The sequence below is a fragment of the Echinicola rosea genome, from assembly GCF_005281475.1.
In the GTDB taxonomy this organism is placed as follows: Bacteria; Bacteroidota; Bacteroidia; order Cytophagales; family Cyclobacteriaceae; genus Echinicola; species Echinicola rosea.
In genome coordinates this window covers 4,770,287-4,787,899 of the sequence record NZ_CP040106.1, presented here as the reverse complement: position 1 = coordinate 4,787,899, position 17,613 = coordinate 4,770,287, and the positions used below count along the sequence as shown (strand labels likewise).

Below are 17,613 nucleotides of genomic sequence, written 5' to 3'. Positions count from 1 at the left end.
AAATGAACATAGAATTAAAAGAAATCACGGTTAGAGATTTGACCAATAATTACGAAGACAATGAAGAAGGTGGAGTTGTTGGCTATGGAGGCAAATTGGATATACGTCCACCCTATCAAAGAGAATTTATCTATAAGGATAAACAGAGAGATGCTGTTATTAATACAATAACAAAGGAGTTTCCACTTAATGTGATGTATTGGGCAGTAAGAGAAGATGGGAATTATGAAGTTATTGACGGCCAACAACGGACAATATCAATTGCTCAATTTGTTGAAGGTGATTTTGCATTTAACGATAGGTACTTCCATAATCTACAGTCCGATGAAAAGGAGCAAATTCTAAATTACAAATTGATGGTATACCTGTGTAGCGGTTCAGATAGTGAAAAGCTCGAATGGTTCAGAACTATCAACATTGCAGGTGAAAAACTGACTGACCAGGAATTAAGAAATGCAGTTTATTCAGGTTCTTGGGTTTCTGATGCAAAGAGATATTTCAGTAAAAATGGTTGTGCAGCATACAGTTTAGGTGGTGATTTAATGAATGGTTCAGCAATTCGACAAGATTATCTCGAAACGACAATTAAATGGATAAGTGATGATGCAATCGAATCATACATGGCAAAAAATCAACACGAACCTAATGCCAATGAATTGTGGCTCTATTTTCAAAGTGTAATAAATTGGGTCAGAGCTGTTTTTCCAAAATATCGTAGGGAAATGAAAGGGATTGATTGGGGCTTTTTGTACAACGAATTCAAAGACGTAAAAATTGATTCTAAAGAATTAGAAAAACAGATTTCCTCTTTGATGCTTGATGAAGATGTTACAAAGAAAAAAGGCATTTATCACTATGTACTAACAGGCAAAGAAAAGTACTTAAATATTCGAGCTTTTAGCCCAAGTCAAAAAAGAGAAGCATATGAAAGACAAAAGGGAGTTTGTGTCGTCTGTAAAGAAAGTTTTGAAATTGAAGAAATGGAAGCTGACCACATAACACCTTGGCATGAAGGCGGAAAGACAAGTGCTGAAAACTGTCAAATGCTTTGTAAAGAAGACAACAGACGAAAAAGTGGAAAATAAAAAGCACGACACGCCAACAATGGCTATACGTAATGCGGGTGAAAGTGCTGACATGAAAGCATTTACATTAATCAAACTTTACGGTAGGCGGACAGTAAAGTGCCTTGAAATCCCGCACTACGCATAGCCGGACCGTTATAGCGCATTGGGTGAGCTTTTTAGCTTCATTTAGCGATGTTTTTGGCGGCTCATTGAAGGGTTTTGAAAAAGGAGGATGAAGGGGAAAGGAAGAAGAGGGGCTTCGCCTCCCGGTTTGTCGATTTGAGGGGAGCGATTGAAGGAAGCCGAAAGGAGGGGGAGATTGGAAAAAAGAAGGTCACCCTGACAGTTGAGGTCTGTGCAAAAACCTTGGCTGGATCAAGGGTTCAAAAGGGAAGACTGATAACGGAAACAAAACAAACGCACTATAACAAGGTGTAGAAGCAATAGCTTTTTTTTGGTTCAAGCAGGAACCGTAAGTCGCTGGTCAACGGTAGTTGCTTTCGGGATATTGATGAAATAAAGGCTGCTACTGCTTCTACACAGGGCGTTGTATGCCATGCGAAAAGAGCCAACGCACAAACAGCACATTTGGTTTTTGCCGACACAAAAGCCAACGCTTGAAAAACCAAAAGAGCTGTTTTTTGTCAACGCTCTAAAAGGGATAAAGAATTTGATGAAACAAGACAAAACAAAATACTCCAAACTCCAATCCCTCAAAACAGGATTAATCCAATACTTATTGAGCGGTATGGTTAGGGTAAACCACCTCGTTAAAGAAACAGCAAACATATGAACCAGCATTTATCCATCAGAGTAGCCTGGCACGATAGCAAATGGAACGGAGCGGTTTGTAAACACCCTTCGCAAAATGCTTTTTGCCTCAACCTGCCCCGAATTTATCAAGAAAAAAATGATCAATCGGAAGAAGCCTTAGCAGGTAAACACTGGGCTGAATTGCAAGACAGTCAGTTGCCGCCCTGCAAAGCAGAAGGTGGTAGTTTTATGAGTTTCCGAAAATACAAGCGTCAGTTCAATCACCCTTACAATAAACCGGGCTGGAAAGATATTCCACACACCAAGCTTAAGCCCACCACTATTGAAGTGCCCCCGTATAGCTGCTTTGCGGTTCCTTTTTGGTGGATGCTAAGGGGCAATCAAGCCACCATAAGGGAATGGTATCCGGACATTCCACATGATGAAAATCCACCTTTCCCTTCGTCTTGGGTGTATACCAGCAAAACGCAGGAAGCCCTATTAAAACGCTTCTTCGAGCCCATCAAAGAAGAGCATTCCTTAGTGATTTTTTATGCCAAAGGTGCAAACCCGATAGACGAAGACAGCCGCAGGTTAATTGTGGGCATTGGTTCTATAAAAACCAAATCTAAGATTCTCAAATACGAAACCACAGCCGATTACACTTACCCCTTGTGGGACAGACTGATCTCACATGGCATTCGCCCAAATGATGCGGCAAGCGAAGGCATTCTACTTCCCTATCACGAGTACCTCGAACTACCGGATGACTTTCAGCTAAAAACCAAAGAAGGGAAAAAGAACAAGCAGGATCTGCTAAATGAAATCAAGCTCACCCTGCAGGAAACGGCCAGTAGGCAGGAAATCATAGATGAATTTGCTTATGGCAGTGAGCATGTAAATGACAGTTCTGTTTTGGTGGTTCTGGGCAAATTGCGCAGCATCATTGAGCGCATCAAAGAACATGGGATTGTCAAAGACGTTTGGGATCAACACATTATTTGGATAGACAAGCAAATTGGCAAGGTAAAGGAAAGTATGGGGCCATTCCCATCCTTTGGCAATGCCTTGTTGGCGTTGGGTTTTCAATACGGCCATTTACTGGAAGAAGACTTACGAGCAGAAAATCACTTAGACACCAAAGACAATCCATGGGATGCCTGGGAAGATGCTATTTATGAGCACATCAATCTGGGTCGAAAACCCTATGCTGCTGATTTGCCGCATTTCAGGGATATCTGGCTCAATGAAAGCACAGAACGCAAGAACTTGTTGATGCTGCTTTCCAGATTTGAACTCACAGAAAAACAAATCAAAAACTGGTTTGATGCCGGTACCCGAACCAAACTCGGTTATAAGTCAACAGATGCTGAGCTAATACTCAATCCTTATCGTATAGCAGAACTGGATGAAGGAGACCTTGAAGACTATCCTATAGCCGTTGAAACCTTAGACAATGGCCTATTTGAAGATAAAGCGATTCAGGGAGAGCATGTGCCTGAGAAGCCGCAATTGGTGGATTCTCCACTAGACCAAAGACGCATCAGGGCCATAATCACTCAAGTATTGAAAGGTGCAGCGGAAAACGGAGACACACTTGTTTCGGTAAACGAGATTACCGAGACCATCAACACACTCAATCTGCAACGGAATACGGTGCTTCCTGCCAACTACGTGGTCACCAATATTGAGTTCATCAAAGAGCAAATCAGTTTTATAGATGCAGAAGAAATACATTCGCTTCAACTGGCTAAGTACAATGACATTGAATCCTGGTTCAGAAAGGTATTAATTGCCCGCGCTAAAAAAGAATTAGACCCTGTTGATGAAAACTGGGAACAATTAATCAAGCAATCAATTTACAACAATGGGATAATCTTCGAACCAAGTAATCCCAAACATGCGGCAGCACTATCGGATCAGGTTTCAGCCCTAAAGCGCATAACAGGAAGGAAAATTTCCGTTCTGCTTGGCCCAGCAGGTACCGGAAAAACTACCGTATTGGGTGCTTTATTCGGCTGCCAATCACTTACCAGCGAAGGCATCCTCCTTTTAGCACCAACAGGCAAAGCCAGAGTGAAACTGGGCAAAATGGCGGGTGGTGAAGCGTTCACCATTGCTCAATTTTTAAATAAGCAAAAGCGATTTGATTGGAACCGAATGAAACCACGGTTTTCGGGACCCGAAAAATACAAAGGCAAACAAAACGTAATTGTGGATGAGTGCTCCATGCTTACTGAAGATGATTTGTATGCCTTAATGCAAGCATTGGATTTGGGACACATCAAACGACTTATTCTCGTTGGAGACCCTTACCAATTACCGCCAATCGGAGCAGGAAGGCCCTTTGCAGATTTCTGCACTTGCCTTGATAACTTGGAGACCGAGCATGAAGACTATGACGCTACCAATGCACTGGCAAGGTTGAAAGAAGTGGTAAGAAACGTTGATGGAGCCAATTCAGATACCTTAACCCTTGCATCCTGGTATTCAGGATTAAAGCCAAGTAAAGATGCGGATGCCATTTTCCAAAAGTTAGGAGACAATTCATTACTTAACGATTTGCATGTAGCAACCTGGGAAGATGAGCAGTCATTGGTAAAAGCATTAAACGCCTTACTGATTGATAAACTTGGGCTAAAAGACGAAAGGGACTATGCCAAACTCAATGCCTTTTTAGGTGTGAACGGAAGCAAAATTGATACAGGCAAAATTGAAGCCTTTCAATTGCTCAGTCCGGTTAAGGCACCGTATTGGGGTTCCTTCAATTTGAACCGGATTTTTCAGCAACAGTTTAGAACAGGATTAAAGGGAACAGTTTCTATAGGCGAATATCAGATTGGCTTTTACGATAAGGTGATCCAAACGGTAAACGAATGGAAAGAAGGATTTCCGGGCGGTGAAAAGCATCAATTATCCAATGGGCAGCTGGGGTTGGTAAAAGCAACCAATAAAGGCTTTGCCAATGTGGTATTTGCAGGAGTTGACGACAAAATCACATTTGGATACAGAGGTCAAGGTCAAGCCGAAAATGATTCAAGTAACCTAGAACTGGCATATGCCATTACTGTGCATAAAAGTCAGGGAAGTGATTTTGACTATGTGTTTTTGGTGATACCTAAAACGGGTCGGATTATCTCTCGGGAGCTGATTTACACGGCTTTAACCAGAGCTAAAAAGCAGTTGATTCTTCTCATTGAAGGTGATACGCCACAATGGATTATCAACCTATCCAAACCACAATATTCTGAAACGGCTAAGCGAAATACCCATCTGTTTGCTTACTCGGTAAGAGAAGAAAAGCACAGTATTCCCTTTGCGGAAGGGCTAATTCATAAGACCAAAAAAGAAGGTTTGCTGGTGCGAAGCAAGTCAGAAGTGATTATCGCCAATATGCTGGTAGAGAAGGGTATCGAGTTTGAATATGAACGGGAATTCTTGGGCAAAAACGGACAGAAGCGTATTCCGGACTTTACCTTCATAGATGCTGCCGGAGATATCGTAATCCTGGAACATTTAGGGATGATGTCATTACCCAGCTACAAAGCAGACTGGGAAAAGAAACTTCAATTCTACAAAGACAACGGATATAAAATGGATGAGAATCTATTTACCACCACAGAGAGTGAAAAAGGCGGGATTAATTCTTTGGCCATTGAAGAAGTGATTACAAAAATTGAAAAGATGATTTAAGGATGAAGATCAAGAACATCCGTCAATACAGAACTTTCTACAAGGAAATCGTACGTGATCTTCCTAATAGAAATGAGCATAACATGGGCACATTTCGAATCAGTGAGAATGGGAAAAGAGAGTTTGGTTGGTTTGAAGTCTATCACGGAGACAAAGAAGGCTATGGCAAGGCAGAACAAGGTATTGGAAATTTCTTGCAGAGCTTCCTAGACATGGCAAAAGACGGTCAAGCCGTTTATGAGTTTCTCCAGAATGCAGTTGATGCTGGAGCGAGCCATTTTACTATGGCATGGGGAAGGGACGAGATTGATGGGAACCATTACGTTTTGATTGCCAATAATGGCAAAATGTTCAATTTTGATAGTATTCGTTCTATTTTAAATGTAGGTTCTTCTACCAAAACAGCGGATAGCCAAAGTATCGGAAAGTTTGGTATAGGCTTTAAGCTTGCGCACCGTTTGGTAGGTAAAGAAAATGGTTTGGATGAACTACTTAGTTCCGAACCTTCAGGACCAATTTTATTTAGTTGGCAAAATAACGAGATTACAAACCTTGCATCAGCAGAAACAAAAATCGAACCTGTTGACATTGATTTTAAAACCCACGAAGATAAAATTGAAATTGCTGATAAACATCCCTGGCTTTTCAAAATTCTTATTACCTGCTTTCCTGGTTTACCTGAGAATGAAATTGTTGATGAAAATGTGATTCTCACAAATGGAGAACCCGCTAATTTACCTGTATTTACATCAAATGAAATCGGAGCACTCCAAAGGTGGGTATCAAACTATAAGGATATTCTCAATGAAGAAACGTACAAAGAAGGCTCTCTCTTTTTCATAAAACTTGGATCAGGTAAAGAAAATGATCTGGCAGATAAAAATCTTGGAGAAGGGGTAAGGTTTTCTTTGGCAATTCTGCAAGAAACAGCTGAAGCCGATAAGAAAGCGCACCAACTTCTTAATACGGTTCAGTTAAATAAAGACGAACCTATACACAAACCGGATCTTCACTATCATTATTTCAAAATAACCAAAGCAGACCACACTGAAGATTACTTGTTTATAAGGTTTGGTGTCACAAATAAAGAAGAGCTAACCAACGACCAAAAGACAAAATTTGAAAAAGAAGATGATATTGAAGTTCTATTTGGCTTTCGGGGGTATAACGAAATAGGCGATTACTTTAAAGGAGCTCCAAACTTCTACTTGTATTTCCCATTGAGTGAAGAAGTTCACAATTTCAACTTTGTATTACACTCCAACGCTTTTTACAAAGCCAGCTCAAGAACCTTCCTTCATAAAGGTACTCAAGGAGAAGACGGTATCAATGAACGTCTGCTGAGAGTAATTGCCAGACGACTGGAAACAGAGTTGCTTTCAATTTATGAAAACGGCCAAAACAAAAAGTTTTTAGACCTATATGCCGCCCTCCTAACTTCCAGTGAAAGTCATGTTTACGAAAGACAATGGGTTAAAGAACCATTCATTGATGAAATCACCAAGGTATTAAAGAAGCTTATTCCTGTTCGTCAATTCATGTCCGACAATAGCTTTACGTTGACGCATCTTCAACCAAAGATCAAAAAGACAAACATTGAAGTATCTCCGGAAATTTATGGCGTTTCAAGCTTTAATTGGTTTTATTGGGGACCTGAATCACCTGATCTCATAAGGGAAAAAGCTTTCCAGAAACTAAACCCACTACCCTTTGATATTTTCACACTGCTTCAAAAACAAGAAGTTGCTACACATGTGAATAAATGGTTAGAACAAGGCCCTACAAGAATAAATGTAGTTTTTGAAGAGTTACAATATTTCAATAAAGAGCGAGTCCAATCAGATAGTTTCAAAAACAATTTAAAAGCTTTAAAACTATTCCATTTTGATGATGGGCAGCTTTTATCAGATAATGAGATAGCCCAAGTTCAAGATGATTGTTACCTGATTATTCATAATAACCTGGCATCAATAACTGAAACTCTCAAAAGAATAGGTTTAAAAATAAATTTAACCAACCTAGATGATTATGATTTTTTCAGGAACTACAGTCCTTATTTGAACACAAATGGTCAGTTAAGGAGTCAGCCTAAAATATTTGAGATAATCAGTAATGGAAAAGTAGAGTTGCTCAGTCCATCTGAAAAGCAATCCGTTTTTGTTGCGTTAAAAGACATGATAGAGGAAGGCAGGCGTAAAGAACGTTTACAAGAATTAAGATTATTTCAGAATGCCAAAGGTGACTGTGTAAGATTAAAGCATCTCCTAAAATCAACAAACAAGACATGGTTAGCTCCGTATATCATTAATTCTACTGAACGATCAAAAGAAATAGAGACTTATCTAGAGTCAGATGATTCAAAAATATTTAATAGTGTAGTTCAACCATTTTGGTATGATATAGCTAATAAGATTATTTCATTGTCTAGTTCTGAAAGACAGTCTGTCCTTTCTGATGTTGAATTTTTCTTCCAACAAGGAAATGATGAAGATGGTGATAATCTGAGTTCGGCAACCCAATCTATCTTTTTCAATGGCGAAATTAAAGAGGTATTGGCTCCATTTTACCATCCCCAATTGTCCAGTTTAGATTTTGAAAGTTATGATGAAATTCAAACACTTTTGGATGAAACCTTTGATGTTCAAGTACCTGATAAAGAATTTTTATTTGGGTATGAGCTTAATTGTCTAAAAATTGATGATAATGCTGATATTTTAACTAGCGACAACTATACATTAAATAGCAAAGAAATAAGCTACTTTCTTCAATTTGCAGGAAACGTTGGTATCGATGTTTTTACTAATTACTACATAATAGAAGAGGAAGGCACACTTAATTTAATCAAAGGTGCCGAAAAAAACTATTTCACCAAGGGAAACACTTATCTTAATACCTATATAGAAAGGCACCACAAAACACTTTTTGTTAAGCTTCCAAATTCATTAACTGAATTTGGCAACTTAGTTCCAAATCGAAATGAAAAGCTTTACAGCGAATTAGTTCAACTTTCAACTCCAGACAACTCGGAAGAGCTTATCGAAGTTGTAAGCACTGCTAGTTTGGATATTAAAATCCAACTATTCAATAAACTAAATGAGGTAGTTCTCAGCTATCGAACCGATGAAATTTCTGAGAATAAGGTAAAACTTGAATTTTTATCTGAATTAATTGGTAATGACGGTTTGGAACTCAAAGACGTTCAAGATAAAATCTCCATAGAGACTGCCACCTATAAAATCGCCCTAGCAGACATAGATATTTCAAATGATCAAATTATAATTCATCATGAAGATCTTGAAATTCAACTGTCCAGAAGTAAACTTTTGAATTTGGAAAATGAAAAGTCAATTCCAACCATTTTGTCTTTTGTAGAATTAGCAGTACAGAACTCTTTATTAACAGAAAAAGCCGCTAAAAGAATATTCAAGATATCAAGTGAAAACATCACCGATGAACTAATCGCTCGTGTGATGAATCTAGTTGAGGATCAAGACCATAAAATTAATAATACAGATCAACTGATTCTTTTGATTCATACAGCTTCTGAAGGAAAGTGTTACTTGAATGATTACAATGTGGAAACTCTATCCAACGAATGGCTGCCGCTTACAGGCAACTATGTTTTACTGGATAAAGAAGACAAATTGGAGTTTTACAACGATCAGGGTCTTTTGTCGAGTAGATATAGTGATTTGACTAGGAAACTCAACCTTCGTGCCAGTGATGTTTATGTTTATTCAAATATTGAAGAAGAAAATGGTAACGGGCAAGTCAATAACTTGATATGCTGTGAGTTTACATTTCAAAATGGCGTAAACTCAGTTATACTTAGAAAAGGTGAGAATGCGATTGACCTAATTGAGTTTCTTTTCTTGCAATGGCAAAGGACCCCGACAAACAAAAGGATAAAACTGGATAAAATTTCTTGGGAGAATGTACTGGGCTTCAATCCTTCATTAAAGGTTGTTGCTAACGAAATTATAGAATCAGAGTTAGTTGATGATGCAATTTTAGAGTGGGCAAAAAATGAAAGAATTGAGAAAGAACGGTTTCTGAGTTATGTGGGTCTTCATGTGAGTGACAGTAAAATTGTAAAGTTTCGTAAATGGCTTTTGAATGCACCAGACAGCCTCCCAAATCCAATTTCGGTTGACGAAATTAATCTGAACTTAATTTCAAATACACTAGTGGGTCTTGCTGATGGATTTTTTGAGTTAAACGCAAAATTCGTTTGTGATATAAAATCCATCAAACATCAAACTATTGAAAAACTAATTGGAAAACTCTTGGAAAGTGAGAAATCGCTTGAAATAAGACTACCGATATGGCATAGTGAAACAAGCATTTCTTTAGGAGACGAAACAGAAATGTGGCCATTTCATTTTGATAGTGAAAGCTTTGCTTTACTGTTAAGGGGAGAAAATAAAAACACCTTTAGTCAATTAATAAAGAAGTATAGAGTTATTTATCCATCTGAGGTCTATTACGATTTTGCTGAATCCAATCATACTAAACTTGATTATCAGATTGATTTTTATGATTGTGAAGAACCAGTCGAACATAATGAGCCTTTTTATATTTCTTGGTTACGAGACAATAACGTCAAACTATTTCGGTGCGATAAGTTATTATTTGAATTTAGCATCGATTCAGATGGAAGTAAAGCAACAATTGGCATTATTGAATATAGGAATGTTGAAGTCCAAGAGGATGAAGATGGGCAAACCATAATTTATTATGAAAGAAGCCTATCACTTGAAAACCTGTCCGAAGAATTAAATAAGCTTGGTTTTAATGATGATTCCACATTAATTGATGAGTTAATACACTCAAAAGACAAAATGCTATCTGCATTTTATCATGCACTAACCTCCAGCGGGAGAGATGATTTTGACTCTGATGATTCGAAGAAAATTCTTGACGTTCTAAATGAAAGAAGTTTAGATGAAAAGAGAAATGAAATAATTGAAGAGATAAAATCTAACGAAAAATACTCATACAAGTGGTTTATTAGCTACCTTGAATATTTACTAACATTTGAGGAACTATCGGATACAATTTCACAGAAATCAATCTCATTCCAACGTATTGAAAGATTCTATAATGATGGGATACCATCAAAGAAATACTTCAAACTAAAAGGTGCAAATAGCTTAATTCCTCTGAACATAGAAGCATTTGAAAATTTTAGCATTACGCTAGTTTTTTCCAATAAACTTCGTGAGAATGTTTTAGTAGAAGGGGTTTCCAAAAAAGGACAAGATTTACTGGTTTATGTGCCAAAAGGAATTGAAGACAAATTGGTTACAAACTTTGATAGAGTAGTCAATATTTCAATCAACTTTACTCCAGTTCTTGATTTATTACAAAGGTTAGCCACCGCATTTTCGAATAATGAAATAATTACCCCATGGGTAAGTATTGAAGACTCATTACCCCCGCTACATTTCATTTATGGCCCTCCAGGAACAGGTAAAACGACAAAGTTGGTAAACACCCTTGTCGATAAGTTTGAGAAAGATTTTAGCTTTAAAGCATTGATACTGGTGCCAACAAATAAAGCTGGTGATGTCCTTGCAAAAAGGTTGGTTCAACAGAATTCACAAATTGGAGTCTTACGCATTGGAGGACCAACAGATCCTGAACTTGAACAAATGGATGAGGATATCTACCAGATTTCGGTTGATGAAAATATTTTCGACTCATGTAATGTAATTATCACAACCATTCATCGCTTGCCATATTATCAAGTGTCTGCAGAACATGGTGCAAATTTTAAGCTTTTCGACCAAGATAAAGCCAAATGGGACTTAGTAATTTTTGACGAATCGTCAATGATTGGGCTCACATATTTTGCTTTCGCTTTACATGCCCTTATTGCTAAAGAGAAAATTATCATTGCAGGTGATCCAAAACAAATACCGGCAGTTGTGGATGTGTCGGATAAAAAATTGGAAGAACTGGCTATGGGAGATGAAAGCATTTATAAAATGCTAGGTATTGAAAGTTTTGATCCCAATGAACAACACTTAAGGAGCACTGATAGTATTGATAATTTACAAATCCAATATAGAAGTGTTGAGGTAATAGGAAATCTGTTTAGTACCATTTCATATAAATCACTTTTAAAGCACGGTCGGGATTTTGAAGAAAGACCTATTAAAGAACTCCCTAATAATTTCTATGCCCCGATTAAGTCAAAGATTTCATTTATTGATTTACCAATTGATGTAAGTAATTCAATTATGGAACCTAAGAAGTTATTATACAGTCCTTACCATGTCTACGCTGGAATAATTGCTTCAGAGTTAATTTCAAACCTGGATAAATGTATTGATAACAACGAGAAATATACTGTGGGCATTATAAGCCCTTATAAGGCACAAGCGATGTTAATGAATAAGCTTCTTACGTCTTCTGGAATATCAAACAACATAACTGTCTTCTGTGATACAGTTCATGGTTTTCAGGGCGATGAATGTGATATTGTTCTTTTTGTTGTAAATCCAAATAATACCTATTATACCGGCCATCCAAATTCATTACTTTCAAAGGAATACATCTACAATGTGGCAATAAGTAGAGCTAAAGACCACCTATGGATAATTTGTCCTTTCAACGCAATCAAAAATAACTGGCACGTAAACAAACTCATGGAAGTCGCAGGGAATAATAAAACTTTGGTTCAAGCAGATGATCTTGAGAATTACCTGTTCGAAAGGAAAGATTACATAATACAAAACACCTACCTAACAGGTCATGATAATATCAACGTTTTTGGTCAAGTAGAAATGAGCTATTTTATAAAAGCAGGAGCTACTGCAATAGATATCCAATTAAGGAAATAGAACCATGATATTAAGCAACAAAAATAATTACAGGGGCAACCGAGACAGTACCCTTAAGCTGGATGAATACAGTCACATTGAAAAAACCATTTTGGAACAATTGCTAGGTTTAGACTATTAAATTGAAAATGACCATACAGCCGAATCTTCGCATCCATACACATTGGCAAGTTGCTCAAAGCAGCCGTCCAAGCCAAAACTTACCAAAGAGTATGGCTGCTCCAACGCTGACAGAAAACAAAATGAAAAAGCACGGGCATACAACATTGTGTATAAGCAATAGCGGGTCAAGTACTAATTTGAAACATAAAGCTATAAATCAAAGGTCGGTGCTAACTGGCAGTTTAGTGAGTTGAAATCCGCTACTGCTCATACACGAGACCGTTACCTGCAAGCTGAAAAAAGACCTGTAACAATAATCAAAATAAAGCATCTTTATGATGGACACTAATTCAAAAACAATGCGATTAATAATATTCATTACAGGTTTATTACTATCCACAATATCTTACGGACAGACATCCTTAAAGGAAATCGGACTTAAAGCTGGAAAATATAAAGTAGGCTTTAAGCATTATACAGTCAATGATAGTACGAGAACCTATCGAATTCACAATGAGTTTAACAACCAACTTATTGAAAGACCAATCCCAGTAAGTATTTGGTATCCAGCAACAATAGCGAATAGTAAGTCTAAACAATTAACGGTTTTAAATTATTTGCAGGTCTTAAAAGAAGAGGAAGAATGGAAAAATCTACCAAATTACTTTCTGTTGGATTGGTTTCCTTATTTATGGAACACGCCAGAAAATAAGGCTCATCTTTCTGAAAGGGTAAATGCTTATTCTAATCCAACATTATTAATCGGAAAATTTCCAGTAGTAGTTTATGCACCAAGTTATCAAGCCTCGTCAATTGAGAATTTTGCGCTATTCGAATATTTAGCAAGTAACGGCTTCGTTGTCATATCAAGCCCTTCAAGAGGAACAGACACACGTTGGTTAGAAGGAGCAACCACAAAAGATATGGAAACACAGTCAAGAGATGTAGAGTTCCTTCTCAAAGAAATTCACAGCTTCAAGAATATCGATTTCAAAAAAGTGGCACTAATGGGATTTAGTTTTGGTGGACTGTCTAACGCAATAACCGTTATGAAAAACAGGAATATAAGTGCAGTTGTAAGTTTGGACGGAGCAGAAAGATACAATTATCCAGTCTTGGAAAAATCACCCTATTTCAATTTAGATAGGTTTGACATTCCTTATGTCCATTTTGCTCAAAAAGAGATTCCGAAGGAAGTTCTTACTACGGACAAAATACCTGAAGAGTTGAATTACAAATTTCAACTGTATGATTCTTTAAAATATAGCAATATTCACAGATATAGATTTCACAACCTTACGCATTCTTATTTTAGTTCCTTTGGTATCTTATTCGCTAATCGTGATAAAAGACAAGATAAAAGTGATGAGAAAATTATGGCTTCCTATAATTTGCTGTGCCAACATACCTTACAGTTTTTGAATGCGACACTAAAAAATGAGAAAAAGTCGATTAATTTTATTGAAAATAATCCTACTGTAAACGGATTTTCCGATATTTTGATTTCTAAACAAACAAAAAAAGCTATCGAAAAAGATTTTACATATCAAGATTTCAATGATTTAGCATTCAAGCAAGACTATCAAGATTTAATTCCACTATATGAGAAAACAATTATCAATCATCCAAGTCTTGAACTTCAAGAAGGAATGTTGAACACTTTAGGATTACGATTGTCATTTAATCCTAAAAAGAAAGAACAAGGATATAATGTCATTTTGTTAGCCTTACATATTTATCCAAAATCAGCAAATTTATACGACAGTTTAGCCGAGGCATATTTTTACAATAAGGATTATCAAAAAGCTATTTTGAATTACGAAAAGTCATTGGAATTAAATCCAAATAATCAAAATGCAATTGAGAGATTAAAAAAACTAAAGGAATAAAGCCAGCAGGTAATAACTAAGCATTCTGACGGCTGGAACAGCCTAGTCTGAATGCAGTGTTGAACGAGTGGTGATGGGAAAGGGGTAATTATGGGGAAAGCTTCTTCCCCTTTTGTGTTTTTGGAGTTGGAGCTTAAAAAATCTGGTACCTGAGCGGCTTTTTTGCCTGCTTTTTGTTGGATTTTAGGTTTTTCTTTGCATGGCTTATAGCCCTTTGGGCAGCTTTACGGGCTGTTTTTTGGTTTTTGGGCATAGGTTTCCCCTTACACCGTTTGGTGTACCGACTGTTGTTTTCTGATTTTGTTCACCCAAAAGGCTGGTGGCCCCCTTTGGTCGAAACAAGCGACTGTATGCAGGGTACCGGTCCTGCAGCATGGACATTTCCTGAATGGGGAAAGGGGCTCTTCGTTTTTATTCAGGAGCACTTCGCCGATCAGGCAGTCTATAGTGGCCTTGTGGTCTTTCTTGAATGCCGAGGCCAGGATGCCGTAATGCCGGATGCGGGTAAATCCCTTGGGCAGGATATGGAGGGAGAACCTCCTGAGGAACTCTCCTGCTTCCAGCTCACAGTTTTTCCTTTTCCCCTGTTGCCTGTAGTCCTTTACCGAGAAGCGGGCCTTTCCGTTCTGTAAGCCCAGGATGCGGTGGTTGCTGATGGCGATCTTGTGGGAGTACCTGCCCAGGTATTCGATGACCTGTTTGGGTCCGAAGAATGGCCTTTTGCAGTAGATGACCCATTTTTTGGAGAACAATAGCCTTGCAGTGTCCGGGCCCAACAACTTCTTTTCCCTTAGTGCCTGCACCATTCTTGCCCTGAAGACCATAGACATTTTCTTTACCGGAAAAAGGAAACGTCCCTTGGAGAGGGAAGCCTTCCATTTTCCCGATGGGGTCAGCCCGCCGGCCGGGACGATACAGTGCAGATGGGGATGGAGGCTGAGGTTCTGGCCCCATGTATGTAAAACACTTACCATTCCTGTCTTTGCACCTGCCAACTTGGGGTTTGCGGCAAAATCCCTGAGCACTGACCATGCGGTACGGAAGAGCAGCTGGTAGAGCATGGCGGGCCTTTGCAGGGCCAAGGGGTTCAGGGTATCGGGCAGGGTGAACACGAGATGAAAGTAAGGTGTATTTAATAGGTCTTTTTCCCTGTCCTGTATCCAACGTTCGCGCAGGTGTCCCTGGCAGCGGGGGCAGTGGCGGTTGCGGCAGCTGTTATAGCTGATGTGGAGCCTGTTGCATGTTGGGTTGTCACATCGGTCAATATGCCCGCCCATTTCGGCGGTCCTGCAGCGCATCAGCGCATAGAGTGTACGGGCCTTCCAGGTATTGGAAGTGATGGCAGGAATCCCGTTCCGGTAGGCCCTGATGATATCGGCAAGCTGGACGGCATCAGGCCTAGGCCCCATAGAGTTTTTCCAGTGGGCTGAACGGGGCCTTCCTGCCGACCCTTGCCACATGGAGGTAGACCAGTGTGGTGTTGATGTCCACGTGCCCGAGGAGTTCCTTGAGCGTGATGATATCGGTGCCCATCTCGAGCAGGTGGGTGGCATAGCTGTGGCGAAGGCAATGTGCAGTGACCTGTTTGCGGATGCCACTGGCCCTTCTCGCCTCCCGTGCGGCCCATTGTACGCCCCTAGTACTAAGCGGTACAGGTTCACCGGCACTGTTCTTGCCGTTAAAAAGATATTGGACAGGTCTTTCTGCTTCCAAATAAGTTTTAATCCCTCTCGTCAGAAGATCGCAGAGGGGGACATATCGGTCTTTTCGGCCTTTCCCTTCCCGGATATGTAGCATTTTTCGGTCAAGATCGATATCGGTTATCCTGAGCTTGCAGCATTCAAAGTTCCGTAATCCACAGCCATAAAGTAAAGCAAGGATTAGGCGGTGTTTGAGTAGCTTTGGGGCTTTTAATAGCTCCTTGACCTCTTGCTGGCTAAGGACGACAGGGAGTTTTTTGGGTCTTTCGATGGAGGGCAGAATGACGCTACTTTCTTTTCGGCCAAAGATTCGAAAAAGGTAGCGGAGTCCGTAAACGGTGTGCTTGAAGAAACTGTCGGAGGGAGTATGGTGCTTACGCTTGAGGAAATGGAGATAGTCCTGAATGGTTTCGTCGTCAAGTTCAAGCAGGTTAGAGTTGAGATGCAATCCCATATGGGCCAAACATCGGGCATAGTTGGTCAGGGAGCTTTGACTTTTACCGGAAATGGTTATCGACCTTCTGAGCCTTTTGAGCTGTAAATCATAGCCTGGCACATTTTCACAGGCTTTTTCAATGAAAGATTGCTTTTTTTTTTCATAGCTTAAAATGTTTAAAATTTACGATAAGTCTAATGTAGGAAGAAACGGCAATAACTGCTGGCTTCCTGCCTTAGCAGGATTCGTTCAACACTGTATAAAAATGCATTAAAACGCATTTTATATTGAACGTTGTAGCCAATTTGAGATGAGAATCCGTTTAGAAAAGAAAAATCGAGTCACAACTGACTTTGTCGAAATAGAAGTTGACAAAGAAATTCTGAATGTTCGAGAAGGAAAAGTTAAAAAGACAGGTGGACCAAAATGGGGGAAACATTGCGGAACAAATGAAAATGCTATTAATGAAGCGAATAAATTGAAACAGGAATTTCTTGATAAAAAATATTTAGAAGTTAATTCAAAACAAAGACCTACTGATTTTAATGGAGTTTATGATAAAGCGAAATGGCATTTTAGAGGAGAATTCCCAGAAGAATTGGATATTTTTCAAGGATATGTACACACAGGATTTTATTTGACTTGGATAATTGAAAAAGGACTTTTCGACACGAATGGAGATGACTTTTTAAATTCTGAAATTTCAAAAGTCCAAAAAAAGGAACTAACTGGAGCTGAATTTTTTGAACGTAATCGTGACGGTGTTTTAATGGACGATGATTTGACTGAATTAGGAAATGAATTTACCTACAAATACTACGAGAAAGGGAAATTTTTAGAGGATTATTCCAAAACTTTAGGTTCTGACTTACCAACACTTTATCATATTCAAGATAATTGGGAGAATTATGAAAAATTAAAACCAATTTTGAACAAACGATTTAAAAGTTGGGAAAAATCAAAAAAACCAAAATGGTGGAAATTGAACTGAATAAAAACTGTCTACAGCTGATGGCTATAAGTAATTGCTTGTTCTCGCTTACTTCTGAAAATCCTCGCGGATTTTCAGTTTGGTACATACTTGCAAAGTTAAGTGCTAACCCACGCAACTACTCATAGCCGAGC

Annotated in this window: 8 protein-coding genes; 6 read left to right on the top strand and 2 right to left on the bottom strand. The window is 38.7% G+C overall.

Features of this window, described 5'->3' with window-relative positions:
• Nucleotides 1-2: 2 nt before the first annotated feature.
• The 5 genes from FDP09_RS18720 (at nucleotide 3) to FDP09_RS18700 (ending at nucleotide 14,352) form a co-directional block, all read left to right on the top strand.
• A complete protein-coding gene (locus FDP09_RS18720) occupies nucleotides 3-1,085 on the top strand; it encodes a GmrSD restriction endonuclease domain-containing protein (protein ID WP_137404116.1) in 1,083 nt (360 codons plus the stop codon).
• 201 nt (nucleotides 1,086-1,286) lie between these two features.
• A complete protein-coding gene (locus FDP09_RS18715; RefSeq protein WP_137404115.1) occupies nucleotides 1,287-1,505 on the top strand; it encodes a hypothetical protein in 219 nt (72 codons plus the stop codon).
• 351 nt (nucleotides 1,506-1,856) lie between these two features.
• Nucleotides 1,857-5,513 (top strand): AAA family ATPase, encoded by a 3,657-nt coding sequence (locus FDP09_RS18710; protein ID WP_137404114.1) that lies wholly within the window; start codon nucleotides 1,857-1,859, stop codon nucleotides 5,511-5,513.
• 2 nt (nucleotides 5,514-5,515) lie between these two features.
• Nucleotides 5,516-12,361 (top strand): AAA domain-containing protein, encoded by a 6,846-nt coding sequence (locus FDP09_RS18705; protein ID WP_137404113.1) that lies wholly within the window; start codon nucleotides 5,516-5,518, stop codon nucleotides 12,359-12,361.
• A gap of 437 nt (nucleotides 12,362-12,798) precedes the next feature.
• A complete protein-coding gene (locus tag FDP09_RS18700; protein WP_229683530.1) occupies nucleotides 12,799-14,352 on the top strand; it encodes a tetratricopeptide repeat protein in 1,554 nt (517 codons plus the stop codon).
• Between the two features lie 263 nt (nucleotides 14,353-14,615).
• On the opposite strand, the gene FDP09_RS18695 is transcribed toward FDP09_RS18700, so the two are convergent.
• Nucleotides 14,616-15,761 (bottom strand): IS91 family transposase, encoded by a 1,146-nt coding sequence (locus tag FDP09_RS18695; RefSeq protein WP_137404112.1) that lies wholly within the window; start codon nucleotides 15,759-15,761, stop codon nucleotides 14,616-14,618.
• Complete coding sequence (locus FDP09_RS18690) at nucleotides 15,751-16,608, bottom strand: tyrosine-type recombinase/integrase (RefSeq protein WP_222840299.1); 858 nt, start codon at nucleotides 16,606-16,608, stop codon at nucleotides 15,751-15,753. Before FDP09_RS18690 ends, FDP09_RS18695 begins: the two co-directional genes overlap by 11 nt.
• Nucleotides 16,609-16,798: 190 nt before the next feature.
• Between FDP09_RS18690 and FDP09_RS18685 the strand changes: the two genes are divergently transcribed.
• Complete coding sequence (locus FDP09_RS18685) at nucleotides 16,799-17,479, top strand: DUF7832 domain-containing protein (protein ID WP_137404111.1); 681 nt, start codon at nucleotides 16,799-16,801, stop codon at nucleotides 17,477-17,479.
• The last annotated feature ends 134 nt before the right edge of the window (nucleotides 17,480-17,613 follow it).